This is a genomic window from Erythrobacter sp. S267 (assembly GCF_057365045.1).
Map to the genome: position 1 here is coordinate 3134694 of NZ_CP200298.1, position 19151 is coordinate 3153844.

Annotated in this window: 22 protein-coding genes; 17 read left to right on the forward strand and 5 right to left on the reverse strand. The window is 60.4% G+C overall.

Going from position 1 to position 19151, the window contains the following annotated elements; translation table 11 throughout:
• Positions 1-97: 97 nt before the first annotated feature.
• From AC0V6X_RS14820 to AC0V6X_RS14845, 6 genes are all read left to right on the forward strand, one after another.
• A complete protein-coding gene (locus AC0V6X_RS14820) occupies positions 98-823 on the forward strand; it encodes a hypothetical protein (protein ID WP_486185312.1) in 726 nt (241 codons plus the stop codon).
• Complete coding sequence (locus AC0V6X_RS14825) at positions 820-2175, forward strand: AAA family ATPase (RefSeq protein ID WP_486185313.1); 1356 nt, start codon at positions 820-822, stop codon at positions 2173-2175. The genes AC0V6X_RS14820 and AC0V6X_RS14825 overlap by 4 nt, the downstream gene beginning before the upstream one ends.
• Before the next feature lie 8 nt (positions 2176-2183).
• Positions 2184-2606 carry a hypothetical protein gene (locus tag AC0V6X_RS14830; protein WP_486185314.1) on the forward strand — a complete coding sequence of 141 codons (423 nt, stop codon included), beginning with the start codon at positions 2184-2186 and terminating at the stop codon, positions 2604-2606.
• Between the two features lie 8 nt (positions 2607-2614).
• Positions 2615-3547, forward strand: a complete 933-nt coding sequence (locus tag AC0V6X_RS14835; protein ID WP_486185315.1) for a tetratricopeptide repeat protein — start codon at positions 2615-2617, stop codon at positions 3545-3547.
• Positions 3548-3579: 32 nt separating this feature from the next.
• The gene (gltX, locus tag AC0V6X_RS14840) at positions 3580-4908 is read left to right on the forward strand and encodes a glutamate--tRNA ligase (protein ID WP_486185316.1); all 1329 of its coding nucleotides are present in this window, start codon (positions 3580-3582) and stop codon (positions 4906-4908) included.
• An 88-nt stretch (positions 4909-4996) separates the two neighbouring features.
• Complete coding sequence (locus tag AC0V6X_RS14845; protein WP_486185317.1) at positions 4997-5275, forward strand: PilZ domain-containing protein; 279 nt, start codon at positions 4997-4999, stop codon at positions 5273-5275.
• A 9-nt stretch (positions 5276-5284) separates the two neighbouring features.
• On the opposite strand, the gene pyk is transcribed toward AC0V6X_RS14845, so the two are convergent.
• Positions 5285-6766 (reverse strand): pyruvate kinase, encoded by a 1482-nt coding sequence (pyk, locus tag AC0V6X_RS14850; protein WP_486185318.1) that lies wholly within the window; start codon positions 6764-6766, stop codon positions 5285-5287.
• A gap of 76 nt (positions 6767-6842) precedes the next feature.
• Between pyk and AC0V6X_RS14855 the strand changes: the two genes are divergently transcribed.
• The 3 genes from AC0V6X_RS14855 (at position 6843) to AC0V6X_RS14865 (ending at position 9269) form a co-directional block, all read left to right on the forward strand.
• Positions 6843-7160, forward strand: a complete 318-nt coding sequence (locus tag AC0V6X_RS14855) for a DUF1244 domain-containing protein (protein WP_486185319.1) — start codon at positions 6843-6845, stop codon at positions 7158-7160.
• A gap of 101 nt (positions 7161-7261) precedes the next feature.
• On the forward strand, positions 7262-7498 hold the full coding sequence (locus tag AC0V6X_RS14860) for a DUF2312 domain-containing protein (protein WP_486185320.1): 237 nt from the start codon (positions 7262-7264) through the stop codon (positions 7496-7498).
• Between the two features lie 97 nt (positions 7499-7595).
• The gene (locus AC0V6X_RS14865) at positions 7596-9269 is read left to right on the forward strand and encodes a S41 family peptidase (RefSeq protein ID WP_486185321.1); all 1674 of its coding nucleotides are present in this window, start codon (positions 7596-7598) and stop codon (positions 9267-9269) included.
• 24 nt (positions 9270-9293) lie between these two features.
• Here AC0V6X_RS14865 and AC0V6X_RS14870 read toward each other — a convergent pair whose 3' ends face one another.
• Entirely contained in the window at positions 9294-10058 is a 765-nt protein-coding gene (locus AC0V6X_RS14870; RefSeq protein WP_486185322.1) for a CPBP family glutamic-type intramembrane protease, read from the reverse strand.
• A 25-nt stretch (positions 10059-10083) separates the two neighbouring features.
• Complete coding sequence (locus tag AC0V6X_RS14875) at positions 10084-10884, reverse strand: CPBP family glutamic-type intramembrane protease (protein ID WP_486185323.1); 801 nt, start codon at positions 10882-10884, stop codon at positions 10084-10086.
• Positions 10885-10971: 87 nt separating this feature from the next.
• Between AC0V6X_RS14875 and AC0V6X_RS14880 the strand changes: the two genes are divergently transcribed.
• Together AC0V6X_RS14880 and ruvC are read left to right on the forward strand one after the other, a co-directional pair.
• Positions 10972-11718, forward strand: coding sequence for a YebC/PmpR family DNA-binding transcriptional regulator (locus AC0V6X_RS14880; RefSeq protein ID WP_486185324.1), 747 nt, complete (start codon positions 10972-10974; stop codon positions 11716-11718).
• 22 nt (positions 11719-11740) lie between these two features.
• Positions 11741-12214 carry a crossover junction endodeoxyribonuclease RuvC gene (gene ruvC / locus AC0V6X_RS14885; protein ID WP_486185325.1) on the forward strand — a complete coding sequence of 158 codons (474 nt, stop codon included), beginning with the start codon at positions 11741-11743 and terminating at the stop codon, positions 12212-12214.
• A gap of 18 nt (positions 12215-12232) precedes the next feature.
• Here ruvC and AC0V6X_RS14890 read toward each other — a convergent pair whose 3' ends face one another.
• A complete protein-coding gene (locus AC0V6X_RS14890; RefSeq protein WP_486185326.1) occupies positions 12233-12646 on the reverse strand; it encodes a hypothetical protein in 414 nt (137 codons plus the stop codon).
• Between the two features lie 86 nt (positions 12647-12732).
• Between AC0V6X_RS14890 and AC0V6X_RS14895 the strand changes: the two genes are divergently transcribed.
• From AC0V6X_RS14895 to AC0V6X_RS14905, 3 genes are all read left to right on the forward strand, one after another.
• On the forward strand, positions 12733-13083 hold the full coding sequence (locus AC0V6X_RS14895) for an arsenate reductase (RefSeq protein ID WP_486185327.1): 351 nt from the start codon (positions 12733-12735) through the stop codon (positions 13081-13083).
• Positions 13062-14120 (forward strand): glycerophosphodiester phosphodiesterase family protein, encoded by a 1059-nt coding sequence (locus tag AC0V6X_RS14900; RefSeq protein ID WP_486185328.1) that lies wholly within the window; start codon positions 13062-13064, stop codon positions 14118-14120. The genes AC0V6X_RS14895 and AC0V6X_RS14900 overlap by 22 nt, the downstream gene beginning before the upstream one ends.
• A gap of 75 nt (positions 14121-14195) precedes the next feature.
• On the forward strand, positions 14196-14591 hold the full coding sequence (locus AC0V6X_RS14905; RefSeq protein WP_486185329.1) for a hypothetical protein: 396 nt from the start codon (positions 14196-14198) through the stop codon (positions 14589-14591).
• A 6-nt stretch (positions 14592-14597) separates the two neighbouring features.
• On the opposite strand, the gene ubiG is transcribed toward AC0V6X_RS14905, so the two are convergent.
• Positions 14598-15359, reverse strand: a complete 762-nt coding sequence (gene ubiG, locus AC0V6X_RS14910) for a bifunctional 2-polyprenyl-6-hydroxyphenol methylase/3-demethylubiquinol 3-O-methyltransferase UbiG (protein ID WP_486185330.1) — start codon at positions 15357-15359, stop codon at positions 14598-14600.
• A gap of 120 nt (positions 15360-15479) precedes the next feature.
• Between ubiG and AC0V6X_RS14915 the strand changes: the two genes are divergently transcribed.
• From AC0V6X_RS14915 to AC0V6X_RS14925, 3 genes are all read left to right on the forward strand, one after another.
• Positions 15480-16748, forward strand: a complete 1269-nt coding sequence (locus tag AC0V6X_RS14915) for an aspartate kinase (RefSeq protein ID WP_486185331.1) — start codon at positions 15480-15482, stop codon at positions 16746-16748.
• Positions 16749-16898: 150 nt separating this feature from the next.
• Positions 16899-17585, forward strand: a complete 687-nt coding sequence (locus AC0V6X_RS14920; RefSeq protein ID WP_486185332.1) for a helix-turn-helix domain-containing protein — start codon at positions 16899-16901, stop codon at positions 17583-17585.
• A 419-nt stretch (positions 17586-18004) separates the two neighbouring features.
• Positions 18005-19069 carry a GGDEF domain-containing protein gene (locus AC0V6X_RS14925; RefSeq protein ID WP_486185333.1) on the forward strand — a complete coding sequence of 355 codons (1065 nt, stop codon included), beginning with the start codon at positions 18005-18007 and terminating at the stop codon, positions 19067-19069.
• Positions 19070-19151 lie beyond the last annotated feature (82 nt).

Genomic DNA, 19151 nt, shown 5'->3' on the forward strand with positions numbered 1-19151 from the left:
GATCCGCCGGGGTCTTTGCTTTTTCCGGGTCATTCTGTTCAGTTTACAGTCCGGTTGTCGCGCATAGCGTCCGCTTCATCCAATAATGGAGGGACTGATGAAAAAGCTGATTTTGCTCTTGGCCGCCATCGCAGTGGCCACCCCAATCGTACCGCTCTCAGCGCAAGACACGGTCGTCGTGACCGGCGCGCGCCAGGATCGTTCGGCCTTGAACGCCTATCTAGGCCCAAGCCGCGGTGGCAGCGGCCCCTCTGCCATCGGTGTGACGCGTCAGGCGGATTACTTTGTGACCCCACTCTTCGTCAGCTCGGACTCGCGCAATTACGAGGAACGCATTGAAGAGCTGTTCCAGATGCTCGGCGCGACGCTGGATGCGGCCGACGCGCAAGGGATCGACATTGTCGCGGGCCGCTACACGCTGGAGCCGGTGACGAAAGCCAATATGCGCGAGTTGCCGCTGATGGGCGGCAATCGTCCGGACACCAACCGGGTGCAGATCTATGCCCGCATCCCGCTCAGGAATGAGAACGACCGGGTAAAGGACACCGCCGAACGGATCGCTGAATTCGTCAAGGGCATTCCAGCCACAGGCCGTTCCTTTATCGACGTGGGCGCAACCGGCCTCGCCATCGACAATCCTGAGCAATATCGCTCCGACGTGGTGCGGCACATTGCAGGCGAGGCGACCAGCTATGCCAAGATGTTCGGCGACGATTACGGCGTCACCATCGACGGGCTTGACGGCGACCTCTACTGGCAGCAAGCCAGTGAAACGGAAGTGTTCCTGTACATCGAGCACAAGTTTTCAATCAGGCCCAAATGAGCAACCCACCCCTTGATGCACTCCTGACCGCGCATGCAGCGAGCGGCGATCCGCGCTTGCTCGTACCCGCGCTGGACTTGTGCCAAAGGGACGGGGACTGGGACGGCGACCTTGCACGCGTGCTTGATCTGGCGGAGGAGACCTCGCAGAACGATCTCTCCGACGCGGAACTGGTGCGGCTGGCAGCAGCGGCGGTTGAAGGCAAGCGACCCGAGATTGCCGAGCGGTTCGCCGCTGGCCTTCCCGAAGCGATGCCGAGCGAAGTGCGCGCGCTGCTGATGCTCGGCAAGAATGACGAGGCGGAGGCGCGCTATCACGCCGTCGTTTCGGAGAACCCGACGCTGGAAGATCCCGACTTGCTCGATGAGGTCATGGCCGCCCGCACGCCCGAGGATGGGCCGAGCAATGTCATCGCGCTCAACACTGGCACATCTGCTCCCGCCGACCCGGAAGCCGAGCGCGATCACATCCGTCTCGCCTACGGTGCGGATACTGGGATCGACTTCTCCGATGTTGGGGGGCACGCCGACGTCAAGAAGCAGATTGAACGCCGCATCATCGCGCCGTTCCGCAAGCCCTCGCTCTTCGCCAAGTTCCGCCGCAAAGCGGGAGGCGGCGTGTTGCTCTATGGCCCTCCCGGATGCGGCAAGACGCTGCTGGCACGGGCCACGGCTGGCGAGTGCGAGGCGCGCTTTATCAATGTGCCAACCACCGATGTGCTCGACAAATATATTGGCGAGCCCGAGCGCAAGCTGGCCGCGATCTTTGAGGACGCGCGGCGTGAAACTCCCTGCGTGCTGTTCTTTGATGAGCTGGAGGCGCTGGCTGGCAAGCGCGGCTCTGGATCGACCCGGCACGAAATGTCGATTGTCTCGACCTTTCTGGCGGAGCTCGACGGCTTTGCGCAGAACAATGAGGGCGTGCTGATCCTGGCGGCGACCAATATGCCCTGGGCGGTGGACCCCGCTTTCCGGCGCTCGGGCCGCTTTGACCGGCTGCTCTTCGTGCCTCCCCCGGACAGGCCCGCGCGCGAGGAAATTCTCAAGCTCCAGCTTGCCCAGCGCCCGGTTGATCCGGGGCTTGATCTAGCCAAAATCGCCAAGGCAACCACCGGCTATTCCGGTGCGGACCTCGGCAATCTCGCGGACACGGCCGCCGACTTCGCGATCGAGGAATTGATTGATGCAGGCGATGAAGTCGCGATCAATGCAGGCCATCTCAAAGACGCATTGGAGGAGGTCAAACCGACCACTGCGGAATGGCTGACGACCGCGCGCAACTTCGCCAAATACGGCAATAGCGGCGGGCAGTATGATGAAATCTCCAAGTTCATCGACAAGTTCGGACGCTGACGGACCGCATGGCACTGTTTGGGGCAAAACGCGGCACGCAGCGCTTTGACGATGGCCGCTATCGCATAGTCGACGAGCCCAAGCGCATCCCGCTTGGTGGCTTGGCCGGGCCGCTGCTTTTGATCCTGCTCCCCGCCACCTTGTATTTGTCGCTGACGGTCAACCTGTTCTTTTTCTTCCTGCCCGGAGCGTTAGGGTTGCTGATCGGGGGAAGGCATATGTGGCTTGACCCTCTGCTTTGCCTTGCCGCAATAGCGATCTTTATCGCCTCCGCAGTGATCAACTTCGCAGCGCTCGAATCCGAATGGATTGGGGAGGTTGGCTATGACTACGCGCAGTCCTTGAGCATCGCGCTGACCGCTCTGCCGCTTTTCCTCATCGTGCAGATGCAACACCGTACGCTGACGTTGCGCGCCGCGATGAGGCAGTGAGGGGCGTGATGAACGACACTCTGCAATGGGCTCTGGATCGCGCGGTGCACTATGCGCGGATGGGCGCGCATGACCAGGCGATTGAGGCATGGCGCGACGCTTTGACCGAAGACCCTTCGCTGGCGCACGCCCATGCAGGTCTTGCCCATTCTCTGTTTCAGGAGCGGCGGATTGTCGCCGCGCGAGTTGAAGCGAAGCGGGCGCTGGAACTCGATGCTGAGATGGCTGAGCCACTGTTGGTTATGGCCCTGTGCGACATTCTGGAGAACCGGCGAACCCGCGGCCTCAAGCTGCTCGACCAGGCACTGGAGCTGGAGCCGCTCAATGCCGAAGTGCACCGCATCCGCGCGACGGTGATGCGCGATGCAGGCCGCTGGAAGGAGGCGGAGACATCCATCGCTCAGGCGCTGAAGCTTGAACCGCTGAACCGGGATTTCCGGATAGAGGAAGCCCAATTGGCGCAGGTCCAGGGGCAAGAGGAACGGGCCGAGGCCATCGCGCTCGAACTGCTCACTGGCAACCCTGATGATGTCGATGCGCTAGTAATCCTCGGCAATATTCAACGTCGGCGCGGCGATGTGGAGGAGGCCTACACGCTTGCGATGTCGGCGCTGTCCGTCAATGCGAGCGACCCTGCCGCGCTCGAATTGCTCGCCAGCGTCAAGGTTTCTCGCAACATTATCGGCGGCATGTTCTGGCATGTCGCTCGCCTGCTGCAAAAGGTGGGCGAGCAGAAGCTGATCTGGCTCTTGTGGTTCATCTATGTGGGCTATTTGATGGTGCTCACGACCATGCGCACATTTGAGGTGTCAGAGACGCTGCAAGACCTCTTCGTCTTGCTTTATGTCGCTTTCTGGATCGGGTTCTGGATCAGCCGATCAATGATTGACCGGATGGTGCGCAAGGAGCTGACACAGTTCCGCTTCGCCAACTCCTATTGAGCGCAGCCCAGAAAGCATCTAGCGGAGCGGGCATGACTCACATCACACGTTTCGCCCCTTCGCCCACGGGCCGCCTGCATGTCGGCAACATCCGCACCGCGCTCCACAACTGGATGCTCGCGCAAGGAGAAGGCGGCCAGTTCGTCCTGCGGATCGACGACACTGATGCGGAGCGTTCCAGAGAAGAATATGTCGAGGCAATAAAGACGGACCTCAATTGGCTCGGCCTCGCATGGGACAAGGAAGCACGCCAATCGGATAACCTTGCATCTTATGAAGCCGCGTTCGAAGCTTTGCGCGAAGCCGGGCGGGTCTATCCTGCCTATGAGACTGCGCAGGAATTGGAGCTGAAACGCAAGGTGCTGCTCGGGCGCGGCCTGCCGCCGATCTATGATCGCGGGGCGCTCAAAATGACGGACGAAGAGCGCGCCGCGAAAGAGGCGGAAGGCATTGCGCCGCACTGGCGTTTCAAGCTGGATCACGATGCGCTGATTACTTGGGAAGACGGCGTTCGGGGCCAGCAGAGCTTTGATCCAAAGTTGCTCTCTGATCCCGTGATTCGCCGCGCGGATGGATCGTGGCTCTATATGCTGCCGAGCACGGTCGACGATATCGACATGGGCATCACCCAGGTCCTGCGCGGAGAAGATCACGTCTCCAACACGGCCGTTCAGATCCAGATGTTCACCGCGATGGGCAAGGAGCCTCCGGCATTTGCGCATGAGGCTCTGCTGGTCGGTAAAGAGGGCAAGCTGTCCAAGCGGCTCGGATCGCTTGGCTGTGACGCCTTTCGCGAGCGAGGGATTGAGCCTGAGGCGATCATCGCGCTTCTCTCGCGGCTGGGCACCTCGCTTCCCGTCGAGCCGATTGCCGAGCGCGCGGTCTTGCTCGACGCGTTCGACCTCTCCACCTTCGGCCGCGCGCCTGCGAAGTTTGACGATGCTGAGCTGGAGCGGATCAACACCGCCATCGTCCACGCCATGCCCTACGACACGGTCAAGGATCGCCTGCCCGATGGTATGGATGAGGCGGGCTGGCACGCGGTGCAGCCCAATATCGCGACCGTTGGCGATGTTGCGGAGTGGTGGCGGCTTGTGACCGGCCCGATTGAGGCGGTCGAGTTTTCGGACGAGGACAAGGCCTATCTGGCTCAAGCTGTGACTACGCTGACATGGAGCGATGATCCCTGGAGCGCGCTCACATCCGCACTGAAAGAAGCAACGGGCCGCAAGGGCAAGCAGCTCTTTCTGCCCCTGCGCCAAGCGCTCACCGGCATGAACCACGGCCCGGACATGGGCGAGCTACTCCCGCTGATCGGAGAGGGAGAGGCGCGGGCGCGGTTGCAAGCCGCGAGTGCGTAAGTAGCGTTAAATTAACGATTAAGTCGCATAAAGGCTTAACGCGTCAGGGCCGCCAGGTCCGTGTTCGCGTCCGAGCCGGAGAAGTGCGATGGGGAAGTCCGGGAACCGCGAACTGATCGAGGGGCTCAAGGCCTCCGTCCGTTTTCGCGTGCGCTCCAAGATGCAGATGGCGGTGCTCGACATCACCGAAGGCGGCTGCATGCTCGATTCGCGCGGTTGGAGTGTGAAGCCCGAAGAACGCGTGCTCGTGAAGCTGCGAGACCTCGGAGAAATCGGTGCGACAGTGGCCTGGATCGAAGAGGGCCGCGCTGGCCTTGCCTTCGAGGAACCGCTCTACGGCCCTGTGGTCGAGCGGTTTTTTGCCTGAGTTTCCGGGTCAGCCTTCGCGCTCGTCCAGCTCATCACCCTTCAGAGTCACGACATGCAGCAGGTTGGTTGCGCCCGGTGTTCCGAAGGGCACGCCTGCGAGCACGACTTGCTTTGATCCCGGCACGCCAAAGCCATGGCGCAGGGCCATGCGTTTGCCTTTGGCGATCATCTCTTCGAAGCTTCCAATATCCTTGGTCGCCACCGCATGCGCTCCCCACAGCAGCGCCACTCGCCGCGCGGTTCGCATGCTGGGTGTAAGCACCAACATCGGCGTCGCAGGCCGCTCACGCGCGACCCTGCGCGCGGTGGAGCCGGAGGCGGTAAAGACCGTGATCGCGCTGATCGGGACCGTGTCGGCAATCGTCATGCAGCTATGCGCCAGCGCGTCCGAAGTGGTCGGATCGGGCAGCATTTCGAGCATTCGGATACGTTCGCGATATCCTTCATCGCTTTCAATCTGGAGCGCGATGGAATTCATCATCGCCACCGATTCCTCCGGCCATTCGCCCGCCGCACTCTCTGCAGACAGCATCACCGCATCGGCCCCGTCATAGACGGCGTTGGCGACATCAGAGACCTCTGCGCGGGTTGGTATGGGGCTTTCGATCATGCTTTCGAGCATTTGCGTGGCGACGATTACCGGCTTGCCCGCACGCCGTGTCGCGTTGACGATCTTCTTCTGGAGCGGCGGCACCTCGTATGGTTCGAGCTCTACGCCCAAGTCGCCGCGCGCGACCATGATGCCATCGGACTGGTAGATGATCTCTGACAAGCGATTGACCGCCATCGGCTTTTCGATCTTGGCGCAAAGGGCGGTGTTTGCGCCCTTATGCTCAGCAATCAGCTTGCGCGCTTCGGCCAAATCCTCGGCCCGCTGCACAAAGGAAAGCGCGATCCAATCCGCGCCGTGCTGCACCGCAAATGCCAGATCCTTGCGATCCTTGTCGGTGAGAGCGGGGATGGGCACTTCGGCATCGGGGACGTTGACGCCCTTGCGGTCAGAGATGACGCCGCCGACTTCGGCTGAGCACAGGATACGGTCTTCATCCGCCTCCTTCACCACCAGCTTGATCTTGCCATCATTTATCAGAAGCCGCTGGCCGCGCTGGAGGATGCCGAACAGTTCGGGGTGGGGCAGGCAAACGCGGGTTTCATCCCCCGGCGTGGGATCGCGGTCGAGCGTGAAGTGGCCCGAATGGCGGATCACCGCTTTGCCGTCCTTGAACGTGCCTACGCGCAGCTTGGGTCCTTGCAAATCGGCGAGGATCGCAATGGGGCGGGCGAATTCCTTCTCAAGCGCGCGGATAGCCTTGATCGCCGCTTCGTGGTCTGCGTGGTTGCCGTGGCTCATATTGACACGGAAGGCGTCGGCCCCGGCCCTGAACAGCTTGCGGAGCATTTCGGGCGAGCGGCTGGCAGGGCCGATTGTCGCCAGAATTTTCACTTTCCGACCGCGCGGGTCGATCCGAGTGTTGTCGCTGTTTGTCACTGTGATTGTGATCCCGATCCCTTTGATGAATGTGCTATGGCACGGAAAAATTGCAACTCAAGGAAAAGGCTTACCGATGTCCGCTGAAAATGATCCGCTCGACCAGCTTGATGACGCTGCCGCCGCCGAAGCCTTCCGCCGACTGGTCCGGCATCTTCGCCATCGCCATGACGCGCAGAATATCGAACTGATGGGGCTGGCGGGCTTCTGCCGCAATTGTCTCGCCGACTGGATTCGCGATGCCGGGTTTGAAGGAGACAAGGCTGCTGCTCGCGAGCTTATCCATGGCATGCCGATGGAGGAGTGGAAGGCGACGCGCCAGACGCCTGCAACGCAAGAACAGATCGAGGCGATGGAGAAGAGCCTGACTAAGAACGGTCCCAGCTTACTTTAGGGCCCCACAGAAAACCCAAATTAGGTGCTGTCCAATTGCTGCGCGGCTGGTAAGTCGGCTCCTCAAATCTCACATACTGATTCATCTGGAGTAAACCTGAAATGGCTGATGCCACCGACGACCGCTTGCGTTTGCTGATCGAGCGTATTGAACGCCTCGAGGAAGAGAAGAAGGGCATCGCTGATGATATCCGTGATGTCTATGCGGAGGCAAAAGCGGTCGGGTACGACACCAAGATCATGCGCCAGATCGTGCGCTTAAGGAAGATGAAGCCGGATGATCGCAGCGAGCAGGAAATTATCCTCGAAACCTACAAAGCCGCGCTCGGCATGGGCTAGCTTTACCCGCATTCTCGCGGCAATAGCTCTAAGTATTGCAGCGCCAAACGCGGCCTTCGCACAAGATGGCATATACACACCGCCGCGCGAAACGGCGATGGAAGGCGATGTCGCGGCCGCTCCGCTCAGCGAGGCGGAGCTGGAGAGGCTCGCCGCCTTCACCAGAGTTTACACGGTCGCACGCTGGTTCCACCCCAGCGATGCGGCTTTGCGCGCGGATTGGGATGCGCTCGCTGTTGAAACGGTGCCTCTGGTCCTTGCCGCAGACAGCTCCGCCGAGCTCGCCGACGTTCTGCGCAGCACTTTCGCGCCGTTGGTTGAGGACTTGGAGATTGCGTCCGAGCCGCTTGCGCCCATGGCCGCCCGCCCCGCGGCGAACCCGCGCTGGCAGTGGCTGCATTACGGTTTCAAAGGTCTGCGCCAAGGCACGCATGGCCGTTATCGCAACAAACTGGTGAGCCTCGGCGCAGGGCCGATCTTTGCTGAGGAACTGCCGGGCGGCATCCATGTGCGCTTTCCTTTGACGGCTGCCTTCAACGGCGACGAAACGCCTGAGATGGTTCCGCATACAGCCTATGCCGGGAAGCCGGAAGGCTGGGTCCCTGCCGGATTTGACCGCAACACACGGATCGCTGCGACGATTATCGCTTGGGGCGTTTTCGACCAGTTCTATCCCTATTGGGACGAAGTGGCCGTCGATTGGGACGCCAAGCTCACCGAGCAATTGCAACGCGCTGCCGTGGCCGTCGATGACGCCGAATTTCACGACGCCTTGCGGCTGATGACTTACGAAGTCGTCGATGGCCATGCCGGTGTCGGCCATCGCGAGGTGGAGCGGGCCATCGCGCCGCTCGCCCTGGATTGGGTTGAGGATCAGATCGTCGTCGTCGTAGCGCCGGAAGGTTCAGGCCTTGCGGCGGGAGATATCGTCACAAGGATTGATGGCGAAGACGCACAGCAGCGCTTGGCTGATCTTGCGAGCTCCCACATCTCAGGCAGCGAGCAATGGCGGATCATGCGCTCGCTTGAGGTGATGCTGCTGGGCCCTCCTGAGGAGCAAGCGACCATCGACATCATCCGGGCGGACGGGTCTGAGGCTAGCGTTGCGCTTGATCGGATCGCTTATTCCTGGCCCACGCGCCCACAGGCCGCTCGGCCCGAGCCAATCACACAGATTGAGCCGGGCATTCTTTATGTCGACATCACGCGGCTGAGCGACGTGCAATTGATTGAGGCTGCCGATCAGCTGCTTGAAGCGCGCGGGCTGGTCTTTGACCTGCGCGGGCGGCCCCATCACAACGCGAAGTTCATCCTCTCGCACCTTGCCGATGAGCCGTTTCTTTCGCCTGATTTCAGGCAGCCAGTCTATCAGCTCCCCGATCAGGTTGAGGTCATCTATAACAGCAATCCATGGCGTCTTGCGCCAATGCGTCCTCGGCTAACTGAGAACACGGTGTTCCTGATGGATGAGCGGGCGATCAGCTATCCGGAAAGCTGGCTCGGCACGATCAAGGGCAATGGCTTGGCGCAGATCGTGGGCAGCAACAGCGCAGGGGGAAATGGAGACATCACCGTCTTCCCGGTGCCGGGCGGTTATCGCCTGATCTTCAGCGCTCTCAAAGTCGTCAATTGGGATGGCAGCGTCGACCACAATATCGGGGTTGCCCCTGATGTCCCGGTCGAGATCACAATCGAGGACATCCGTCAGGGCCGCGATGCGATCCTTGATGCTGGTGTGTCCGTGGTGCGGGAGGGTTTGTCAGAGCCCTAATGTGAAGGTCGATTATGCGCGGCTTCAAAAGCTTGGGATCACTTCATAGTACATAGCCATTGCTACTGCATTGTAGAGCGCGTGGTGAAGCATTGCTGCGACTAATCCCAGCCGCGTTCGGGTGTAGGCAAGGAACACCCCTCCCAAAGTGTAGGGTACGATAACCAGCAATCCCAGCGGGCTTGTTAGCGGCTCGAAATTGCCCAGATGGTAGAGGCCGAAAAGCACTGAGCTTCCCCATACGAACCAATGAAAATTGGGCGCAAACCAGGAGGGTACCTCGGTTTCATGGTCTCGCCTTGCGCTCCATTGGACCAAGCCCACAATGCACAGGCCGAAAGTTGCGAGCAGCGCGAGGGCCGCAAAATCGGGGGCCATGAACTCAGAGGCCAGCAGGATCCCTAGGGCCACGAATCCTATCGCTCCAAACCGCAAAGAGGCAACTTTTCCGCTCAACCATCCGCGGAACAGGGCTTCTTCAAGTATGGGAGCAAGGATGATGGCCGACAAAAGCTCTTGGCCAAGAGGGGCTTCATAATCGATGAGCGCGGGCAAGAAACCGGAGGCTTCGTCTAGCTTCTCCAGCACCAGATAAAGCGTCGTGTCGATTGCAAAGTCGAGCGTGAAAACCCACAGCAAGGCGATTGCCAACGTCTCGCTCCAAGGGTGCAGCAAGGCATAGGGGGTGGGGCGGCGTACGAAGAAAAGCGCATCGCCCAGCCGCTCTGTCACGCTGAGCGCGGGCAGTGGTGTCGTGTCACGTTGATGCTTAACGGGAGGGCGATCCATGTGCAGAAAAGCTTAAAGCATCGGCCTATGCCCCTGCCAAGCTCCCTGCCAAAAAGGCCAGAGCCAATGCGCTTGCATTGTGAGCGGCGTGGAGGAGGATTGCGGCCCACAGGCCGATCTGCACCCGGACATAGCCGAGCAGGCCTCCAAGCACGAATTGCGGCAGGACCAATGGGAGCAGGGCAAGCATGCGGGTCCAGTCATCGCCCATCTCGAAATTGGCGATGTGGACCAGCGCGAAGGCAAGAGTTGCGAACCAGAAGAAGCCGGGAAAGGCCCAGGCGAACCAGCGCATCGGTGGCCGACGGCGCAGAAAGAACAGGGCCGCTGCTGCACCAACGATCCCTACAAGACCGACAAGCGCTCCCGCGATAGGACTGCTCATATGCGCCAGCGCGAAGCCTAAAGCCCCGGCGGCGATGGCTAGCACTGCGAGTACGTGACCCGGTCTGCCGGACAGCCAGCTGCGGAAGATCAGCTCTTCCATCACCGGCGCGCCGACGATCACACCGAGCACAATCAGCGGTGTGAACTCGATCCCTGCCAGAGCGGTCTCTGGCAGATAGACGCCTGCCGCCACTGCGATGGTCGCCGCACCAATCAGCACGGCCATTGCCAGAACATCAAGCGCAAAGACGCGCGCTAGCTTTGTCCATGGGGACGTGCCGGGCAGGGCCGGCTCAAGCGAGGGCCGCTTGAGAAAAGCGCCAATCCGGCGCCACTCGCCGCGCAAGCTGTCGCCATGCGCAGGCCCAATGGGCAGGCCATCGCCAAAGGTGGCTTCGATCTCGGGTGAGGTGTGAGGGCTTGTCTGCATGTCGCGCATGGGGTTAATGGCAAATCTCTAATTTATCGCTTCCCCGCGTTCAAACCGGGCGCGGACCTCAAGAAAAGAGCTGACAAAGGCACCCCAATGGCAGGCCATTCCAAATTCAAGAACATCATGCACCGCAAGGGTGCGCAGGACAAGAAACGCTCAAACCTGTTTTCCAAGCTCAGCCGTGAAATTACGGTTGCGGCAAAGATGGGGACGCCCGATCCGGACATGAACCCGCGCCTGCGTCTTGCGGTCAACACTGCCAAAGCGCAGTCCATGCCCAAAGACAACATTCAGCGCGCGATCGACAAAGCAAGCGCGGCTGACGGTGAGAATTATGAAGAGGTCCGCTATGAGGGCTATGGCCCGGGCGGCTCTGCGATCATCGTTGAGGCACTGACCGACAACCGCAACCGCACCGCCACCGCCGTGCGCACCGCCTTCAGTAAGAACGGCGGGAACCTGGGCACGGAAGGATCGGTTGCGCATGGGTTTGAGCGGCTCGGCTATATCGAATATGGCGCTGATGCGGGTGACGAGGAGAAGGTCCTTGAAGCCGCAATGGAAGCGGGCGCAGAAGACATTGCTTCGTCTAAAGACGGCCACGAAATCTGGACCGCTGCCGAAGACCTGCACTCCGTTGCCGAAAGCCTCGAAAAGGCGCTGGGTGAAGCGAAAGAGGTCAAGCTTGCTTGGAAGCCCAACCTGACCGTCGACATGGACGAGAAAGGCGCAGGCACGCTCCTCAAACTGATCGATGCGCTCGACGATGATGACGATGTCCAGACCGTCTGGGGCAATTATGAAATCAGCGACGAGGTGATGGAGAAGCTGGACGCGTGAGCCTGCTTCGGGCGGAGTTGATATGACTATTATCCTCGGCCTTGACCCTTCGCTCACCTGCACTGGTTGGGGTGTCGTCCGTCATGAAGGCACGCGGCTGACGCATATTGCAAACGGCCAGCTACCCACCGATCCCAAGGCCCCGATGGCGGAGCGGTTGGCGGTGCTTTACGCAGGGATCGCGGCGGTCATTGCCAAGCACAAGCCGGACCGCGCGGCGTGCGAAGAGGTCTTCGTCAACGAAAACCCCAAGTCGACGCTGAAGTTATCCCAAGCGCGGGGGAGCGTGCTGGCGGCATGTGGCACAGCCGGTCTCGACGTCTCTGAACACGCGGCGAGAGCGGTGAAGAAGGCGACCGTTGGCACCGGCGCTGCGGACAAGAAACAGGTCGCCGCGATGGTCAAAGTGCTATTGCCGGGCACCACCATTGCGGGCAGCGATGCCGCCGATGCGCTGGCGGTTGCGATTGCCGACGCGCATCTGCCGCGCCGGTAGCTTTGGGGCGCCAAAGCCTTACTCGAAGACTTCGAAGTCATCTTCCGCGAAGTGACCTTTGCGCAAGGCAAGGCTGCCGCGGATGCCCTGAACGACGACGATCAGGAACACAGTGTTGAGGATGATGCCGCCAAAGGTCATCCTCACCAGACTGTCGAGGATCGAGAGCGCCAGCATTGCGGCGGCCACCATGCCCCAATAGGCGCCTTTGCCTGCCTTCATCCGAAAACCGGCAATGCCGAACAGCACGACCTGTAAGGCATGCATGGCCACGATGATCTGGGCCTCGGGCGTGCCGAACCCTGCCACGTTGCCGAAAAACAGCCCGCCCAGCACCAGAAACACCGCCTTGATGTAGCAAGCAAGCCCACCATTGTCCGCCGCGCTTTCCGCGCCCATGCTGGTGGTGAGATCGATATTCCAAAATGACATTGCGGCCCCCGTGACTTGTAGGCATGAAAGTGCCAGCGCTTCGCTCTAAGAGCAAGCTAGTCTCCCAGAGATCAAAAGGATCACTAATGACCATTCACGTCTACGGCATTCCCAATTGCGACACGGTCAAGAAGGCGCGCAAGTGGCTGGATGCGAAGGGCCTCGAATACACCTTCCACGACTACAAAAAGGAAGGCGCGGATGCAGACAAGGTCTCTGCATGGATCGCGGACAAGGGCGTCGATGTGGTGCTCAACAAGCGCGGGACGACCTATCGCAAGCTCTCAGATGAAGAGAAAGCCGATGCGGCCGACAGTCACAAAGTTGTAGCGCTGCTGGTTCAGCACTCCTCCATGATCAAGCGGCCAGTGGTTGAGCATGACGGCACAATTCTGGTCGGTTTCAAGGAAGACGAATGGTCCGCACACTTCTCCTAAGCGCGATGGCAGCGATGATGATGGTGTCAGCCGTGCCTTCCGCTCAAGCAAACGACGATCCGCTGGTCATTGCCCATCGCGGCGCCAGCGGGGATCGGCCCGAGCACACGCTCGCCGCCTATGAGCTTGGGATTGAACAGGGTGCCGATTTCATCGAGCCTGACTTGGTCGTGACCAAGGATCTGGTGCTCGTCGCTCGGCATGAAAACGAGCTGTCCGGCACCACCGATGTCGCAAGCCGCGAGGAGTTTGAATATCTCCGGCGTGAAAAGACCATTGATGGCAGGCGCGTTGCTGGCTGGTTTGCAGAGGACTTCACCCTCGCTGAACTGCGCACGCTGAGAGTGCGCGAGCGGGTCGGCAATATCCGCCCCGCCAACACGCGCTATAACGGTCTTTATCAAGTGCCGACCCTCGCGGAGATCGTCCAATTGGTGCGCGCCAAGGAGGCAGAGACCGGACGACGGATCGGCCTCTATCCCGAGCTCAAGCACCCCACCTTTCTGCTAGAGGCGGAAGGGATCGACATGGTCGATTTGCTGCTGAGAGAACTGCGCGATCTGGGGATCGAGGCGGATGACCTGCTGTACATTCAGTGCTTTGAAGTGGGCACATTGCAGCGTCTCAATCAGCGCAGCGACTTCAAGCTGGTCCAGCTGCTCCACCCAGAGGGCGGCCCGGTGGATGAGCCCGAAATGCGCTATGCCGAAATGGTGACGCCGTCTGGATTGGCAGAGATCGCCGAATATGCCGACGGGGTTGGCCCGTGGCTTGGATATGTCCTCAGCCCTGAGAATATGGAGCCGACCAGCTTTGTTGCGGACGCTAAGGCGCTGGGGCTGCAAGTCCATCCCTGGACCTTCCGCAAGGAGAACGGCTTTCTGCCAGCGAACCTCCAATCGGATGGAGGACCGACAGTGGACGGGCAATATCAACGGCTCTGGATTGCGGCGCTAGAGGCTGGCGTGGACGGCGCTTTCACCGACAATGTGAAGGAGTTGGTTGCTCTGGTAGAGGCGCAAAATACGCGCAATTAACCCAATTTTACCCTCGTTCCCCTAGTCCATCGCGCGAAGGTCGCGGGTCGTGGCTGCTTAATAGGGGTGAGCGAAATGGGAATTCTGACTAAGTCTGTTGCGGCTGCAAGCCTTGGCCTGACGCTGTCTGCATGCGGCGCATTGACGCCAATGACACCGGAAGAGCGGCTCGCCTACTCGGTCAAGCACTTCAACAGCGAAGCGGCGACGGCTGAGATGGACAAGCAACTGCCCGGCTCGAAAATGGCTGCGCGGGTCGACAATGGCGATACGCTGGTGCTGATGGTCACCAACGTACCCACCGGCAATCGCACCTTCGACCCCAACACATTGCGCAAAGTCATGCGCCCGACGCTATGTGACGACAGCGACTTCCGCCAGCTGATGGAAGACGGGATCAAGGTCCGGTTTGAGCTGACCAGCAATTTCGGCAAGGACTTGCCTGCCGTCCAATTCGCGCGCTGCGGTTGAGATCGCTCAACTGCGCCGCGCGCTCACGATGTAATTGAGCGCTTCGTCGTCTGACAGGTGCAGCCCTTTGCCCGGTCGCCAAGCAATGCCGCGCCGCTGAGTGACTTCGAAACCGAGATCGCTCAGCATGACTTCCAGCTCTTCGGGCATGATGAAATCGTCCCAGTGGTGCGTGCCCTTGGGAACGTATCCCACAGCCTCTGCTGCGCCGACCAACAGCAAGCGCGAGGCGGTCGTGCGATTGGGCGTGGAGATGACGAGGAGGCCACCGGGGGCGAGCCGCTCTGTCACGTCGCGCAGGAACTTCTCCTTGTCCGCGACATGCTCGATCACTTCGAGAGCCGTGACGAGGTCGAATGTGCCGATGTCGAGCCCCGCGACCTCGCCCGCCATATAGCGGATGTCGAGCCCTGAGCTTTCCGCATGGGCTGCAGCCGCTGCGACATTGTCCGCCGCTGCATCGACACCGGTCACGTCCGCACCCAGCCGTGCGAGAGGCTCACACACCAGTCCCGCGCCACAACCAATATCGAGCGCTGACTTGCCGGCCAGCGGTCGGATGGACCGCTCATCTGCGTTGAAATGTGCATCGATAGCGTGCCGAATGAAGCCCAGACGCACCGGGTTCACTTGGTGCAAGCTGGCCATCTTGCCCTTAGGGTTCCACCAATCCTTTGCGAGGTCCGCGAAGAATGCTGCTTCCTCTGGACGGATCGTGACCGAATCTTTCTTGAGATCCGCGTTTGCCTTTGGGTTTGCGTTTGCCATCGCACCCCGTTAGCAGCGCTCCCAAGGGCTCGCTAGCCCGCATCAAACACGCACGCAAACTAGTCTGCATTCCAATCTAAGAGGCATACACACTTGTCCGGCAGTACGCAGAGAATTGTGATGAAATTCGGCGGTACCTCTATGGCCGGAACCGAACGCATTCGCCGCGTCGCTAACATCGTGCGCGCGCAGGCCGCTGAGCGCAAAGGCGTCTCCAGCGAAGTGGCTGTCGTCGTCAGCGCGATGGCGGGGGAGACAGACCGGTTGGTCAATTTCTGCCGTGAAGCCAATGCGCTCTATGACCCTGCCGAATATGACGTGGTTGTGGCGAGCGGGGAGCAGGTGACCTCCGGATTGCTCGCTCTGACGCTCCAATCGCTTGGTGCGAAGGCGCGCAGCTGGCTCGGCTGGCAGATCCCGGTCAAGACCATCGAGGCCCATGCCAAGGCGCGGATCGAGACGATCGACGCGCCCGATATGGTGGCAAGCATGGAAGCGGGCGAGATCGCTGTCGTCCCCGGCTTCCAGGGCATCTCGGATGCCGGCCGTTTAACGACGCTTGGCCGGGGCGGCTCGGACACTTCCGCTGTCGCGGTCGCGGCGGCTGTGAAGGCGGATCGCTGCGACATCTACACCGACGTGGACGGCGTCTACACCACCGATCCGCGCATCGTTGCCAAGGCCCGCAAGCTGAAAGCGGTGACCTATGAAGAGATGCTCGAACTGGCGAGCGTCGGGGCCAAAGTGCTCCAGACCCGCTCCGTCGGCCTCGCGATGAAGGAAGGCGTGCGCATCCAAGTGCTCTCCAGCTTTGTTGGCGATGACGCGATTGCAGCGGACGATTTGCCCGGCACACTGATCGTGTCGGATGAGGAAATGGACCAACTCGTGGAGAACGGCGAAATGGAACGCCAGCTGGTAACAGGCATTGCCCATGACAAGAACGAAGCCAAGGTGATCCTGACCCGTGTGCCCGACAAACCGGGCGCGGTGGCGGACATCTTTGCGCCGCTGGCGGATGCTTCGATCAATGTAGACATGATCATTCAGAACGTTGGCCGCGATAAGGGTGAGACTGACGTGACCTTCACGGTCCCGCAAGCAGACCTCGCACGCGCTCAGGCGCTGCTGGAGGATCGCCGCGAAGATATCGGCTACAACCGCATCATCACTGACAGCAAAGTCGCCAAGATCAGCGTCGTGGGCGTCGGCATGAAGAGCCATGCGGGTGTTGCGAGCACCATGTTCCGCGCTCTCTCGGATCGCGGGATCAACATTCAGGCGATCTCAACGTCCGAGATCAAGGTGAGCGTCTTGATCGACGAGGATGAAACCGAACTCGCTGTCCGGGTGCTGCATACGGCCTATGGGCTCGACGCTGCGGACTGATTCGGCGCGTCCCAATGCGGATTCAGAATAAGCCAATTCTAAACTAACCGCGGTTCTGCAAGTACAACTCAGCCCGTTTGCCGCGGGCCGCTAACCCAATCTTAACTCTTCTCGCCAGACCCTGAGCGTCATGCACAGGAGTATCCCGTAATGGCGCAGAAAACCCCGCTTAAAGCCTATCTCGACACCCCCGCCGCTTTGGTTGAGGGTAGAGGTCAACCCCGACGCGCTCTGCGGCTGGAAACCAGCGGCGCTTCTCCTGCCGGGGCCCGCGCCAACGTCACGGTCCACAATATCTCTGCCGCCGGCCTGCTGATCGAAACCGAGCTTGAGCTGAGCGTTGGCGAAGTGCTCTCGCTCGACCTGCCGGAACGCGGCGTGGTGGGCGCAGAAATCGTGTGGCAGAGCGGCAAGCTGTTTGGCTGCGCGTTCGAACAGGCGCTGGGCGAGGCGGCCTTGGCTGCCGCTCAACTGCGCGGAGATGCACCGATTATCGCCGACTCAGCCGCGCCAAGTGCCTCGTTTGGCGGTGCGATTGGCGCTTCTTTAGGCACCAAGCTCAACCGCTTGCGGCGCGAACAGGGCATGACCTTGGCTCAGGTCGCCGATGCGCTCGGAGTGAGTAAACCGACCGTTTGGGCCTGGGAGAAGGGCAAGGCTCGCCCACTGCCAGAGCGCCTCGACGCCATTGCCAAGGTTCTTGGCGTGACCAGCGACGATCTGACGGAAACCGCGAGCAGCGCTTCAGGCTCTGTCTTGGTGAGCGAATGCCGAGCACGTTTGGCACAGGCCTATGGCATTGCGCCTGAATCCGTTCGGATCATGATCGAAGTCTAGCCCACCTGGGCGACGCCCCTACATCTCCAAATTCACTTCACAGGCCGTGCTGGGCTTTGGCTCAGTGCGGCCTTTGCGCGTGCCTTGACTCGATTTGGAGATCCCGCGCCTTCACTGCAACACTTAAGTAGAAATCCGAATAAAGGGGCAGAAATACGGAGCAATTATGGTAAATGAATATCAGATTTGATTCGTATTTTAGTTAAGTAAATTCACTAGGTTAACTTGATTAGTGTCATTGCATAGGCGAATAGGGGTTATAGCGTCTATTTTGACTACTTGGGTTAGCTAAAACAGTTGACGAGACAGAACGGAGTCGGCTTCCAACAGAGCCGTCTGCCGCGCTGGATCAAGGACCAAACGTATAGGCAGGGGCCAAACGTTAGACGTCTGCTCGTCAAGCAAACGGGGGCAATGGAGTGACCAAGCATTTCACTGATGTTGACGCGCGTGCTTTGCGCAATCTGATGGTCGAGGGAGGGGATGATATTGTCATCCGGCTCGATCCAGCAGGCTTCATCATCCACGCATCGGCCAATGCAGATCAACTGGGCATAGACCTGTCCGGGCTGCTGCTGATGCCGCATATTTCTGATCTCGCCGAAGCCGAATTTGTCGCGCCCGTGGCAAGCTATGCTATTGCTGCTCTCGCCGGGGAGCAGTCAGACTCTTCTATCGAGTTTCCGCTGGCGACCTCACCGCAAGACAATGCGGAAGGGATCGCGCGCCGTCGCTGGTTCGCCTTCAGCCTTCGCGCCCTTGCTAACGATGACGGGGCCAAGCAAGGCGGATTGGGCGTACTGCGTTCGGTCGAGCACAAGCACGATCTGCCGCAGGAGTTGAGCAGGCAGGCCGCGATCGACCCGCTGACCGGGCTGGCCAACCGGAAAAGCTTTTGCGGAGCCCTCGCGCGGGCCTTGTGCAAGCAAAGCCTTGGCACCCAGGAACACAACTTCGCTCACGCCAAGACCCGCAACAGCCTGCGGAAGAGTGAACCGTCTTGCGCACGCTCCACTGACACGATGGCGATCTTTGCGATCGACCGAATGCAAGCGATCTTCATGCAATATGGTCAGGCGACTACCGATGAAATTCGCTGGGGCTTCTCGCGCTTTCTTGAGACGATGGCTCAGCCCAGTCAGGTCTTGGCCCAGTTGGATGAGGAGCGCTTTGCCGTGCTCCTGCCGGGTATGAGTATGCGCGCCGCACGCGAATGGTGCGACGATGTGCTTGCCACTTTTGCCGGTCTCACCGGTGACGGGACAAGCCGGTCGCGTGAGCTTACCGCCAGCGCTGGTCTCGCAAGGGTCGAGCTGAACGTTGACTGGACCTTGCGTCAGGCTGAGCTGGGTCTGGTCATGGCGCGCGCCGGTGGCGGAATGCGCGCTGCTGTCTGCTCGCCTCCACGCCATGTTACCAATGGCGCGGCGGTAGAACGCGCGATGAGCGCGGCGGTTGAGCGGGCCGCAAAACGCCAAGCGTAAACCGCAGGGAAGCGCGCTTGGGTAGAAACCCTAGGGTGTTGCCTTGCGTCCTGTTGGCACCTTGCTCGTAAACCCGATCTCG

Coding starts and splice junctions, on each gene's coding strand:
- AC0V6X_RS14820 (WP_486185312.1), top strand. CDS start 98: ATGAAAAAGCTGATTTTGCTCTTGGCCGCCATCGCAGTGGCCACCCCA.
- AC0V6X_RS14825 (WP_486185313.1), top strand. CDS start 820: ATGAGCAACCCACCCCTTGATGCACTCCTGACCGCGCATGCAGCGAGC.
- AC0V6X_RS14830 (WP_486185314.1), top strand. CDS start 2,184: ATGGCACTGTTTGGGGCAAAACGCGGCACGCAGCGCTTTGACGATGGC.
- AC0V6X_RS14835 (WP_486185315.1), top strand. CDS start 2,615: ATGAACGACACTCTGCAATGGGCTCTGGATCGCGCGGTGCACTATGCG.
- gltX (WP_486185316.1), top strand. CDS start 3,580: ATGACTCACATCACACGTTTCGCCCCTTCGCCCACGGGCCGCCTGCAT.
- AC0V6X_RS14845 (WP_486185317.1), top strand. CDS start 4,997: ATGGGGAAGTCCGGGAACCGCGAACTGATCGAGGGGCTCAAGGCCTCC.
- AC0V6X_RS14855 (WP_486185319.1), top strand. CDS start 6,843: ATGTCCGCTGAAAATGATCCGCTCGACCAGCTTGATGACGCTGCCGCC.
- AC0V6X_RS14860 (WP_486185320.1), top strand. CDS start 7,262: ATGGCTGATGCCACCGACGACCGCTTGCGTTTGCTGATCGAGCGTATT.
- AC0V6X_RS14865 (WP_486185321.1), top strand. CDS start 7,596: ATGGAAGGCGATGTCGCGGCCGCTCCGCTCAGCGAGGCGGAGCTGGAG.
- AC0V6X_RS14870 (WP_486185322.1), bottom strand. CDS start 10,058: ATGGATCGCCCTCCCGTTAAGCATCAACGTGACACGACACCACTGCCC.
- AC0V6X_RS14875 (WP_486185323.1), bottom strand. CDS start 10,884: ATGCGCGACATGCAGACAAGCCCTCACACCTCACCCGAGATCGAAGCC.
- AC0V6X_RS14880 (WP_486185324.1), top strand. CDS start 10,972: ATGGCAGGCCATTCCAAATTCAAGAACATCATGCACCGCAAGGGTGCG.
- ruvC (WP_486185325.1), top strand. CDS start 11,741: ATGACTATTATCCTCGGCCTTGACCCTTCGCTCACCTGCACTGGTTGG.
- AC0V6X_RS14890 (WP_486185326.1), bottom strand. CDS start 12,646: ATGTCATTTTGGAATATCGATCTCACCACCAGCATGGGCGCGGAAAGC.
- AC0V6X_RS14895 (WP_486185327.1), top strand. CDS start 12,733: ATGACCATTCACGTCTACGGCATTCCCAATTGCGACACGGTCAAGAAG.
- AC0V6X_RS14900 (WP_486185328.1), top strand. CDS start 13,062: ATGGTCCGCACACTTCTCCTAAGCGCGATGGCAGCGATGATGATGGTG.
- AC0V6X_RS14905 (WP_486185329.1), top strand. CDS start 14,196: ATGGGAATTCTGACTAAGTCTGTTGCGGCTGCAAGCCTTGGCCTGACG.
- ubiG (WP_486185330.1), bottom strand. CDS start 15,359: ATGGCAAACGCAAACCCAAAGGCAAACGCGGATCTCAAGAAAGATTCG.
- AC0V6X_RS14915 (WP_486185331.1), top strand. CDS start 15,480: ATGAAATTCGGCGGTACCTCTATGGCCGGAACCGAACGCATTCGCCGC.
- AC0V6X_RS14920 (WP_486185332.1), top strand. CDS start 16,899: ATGGCGCAGAAAACCCCGCTTAAAGCCTATCTCGACACCCCCGCCGCT.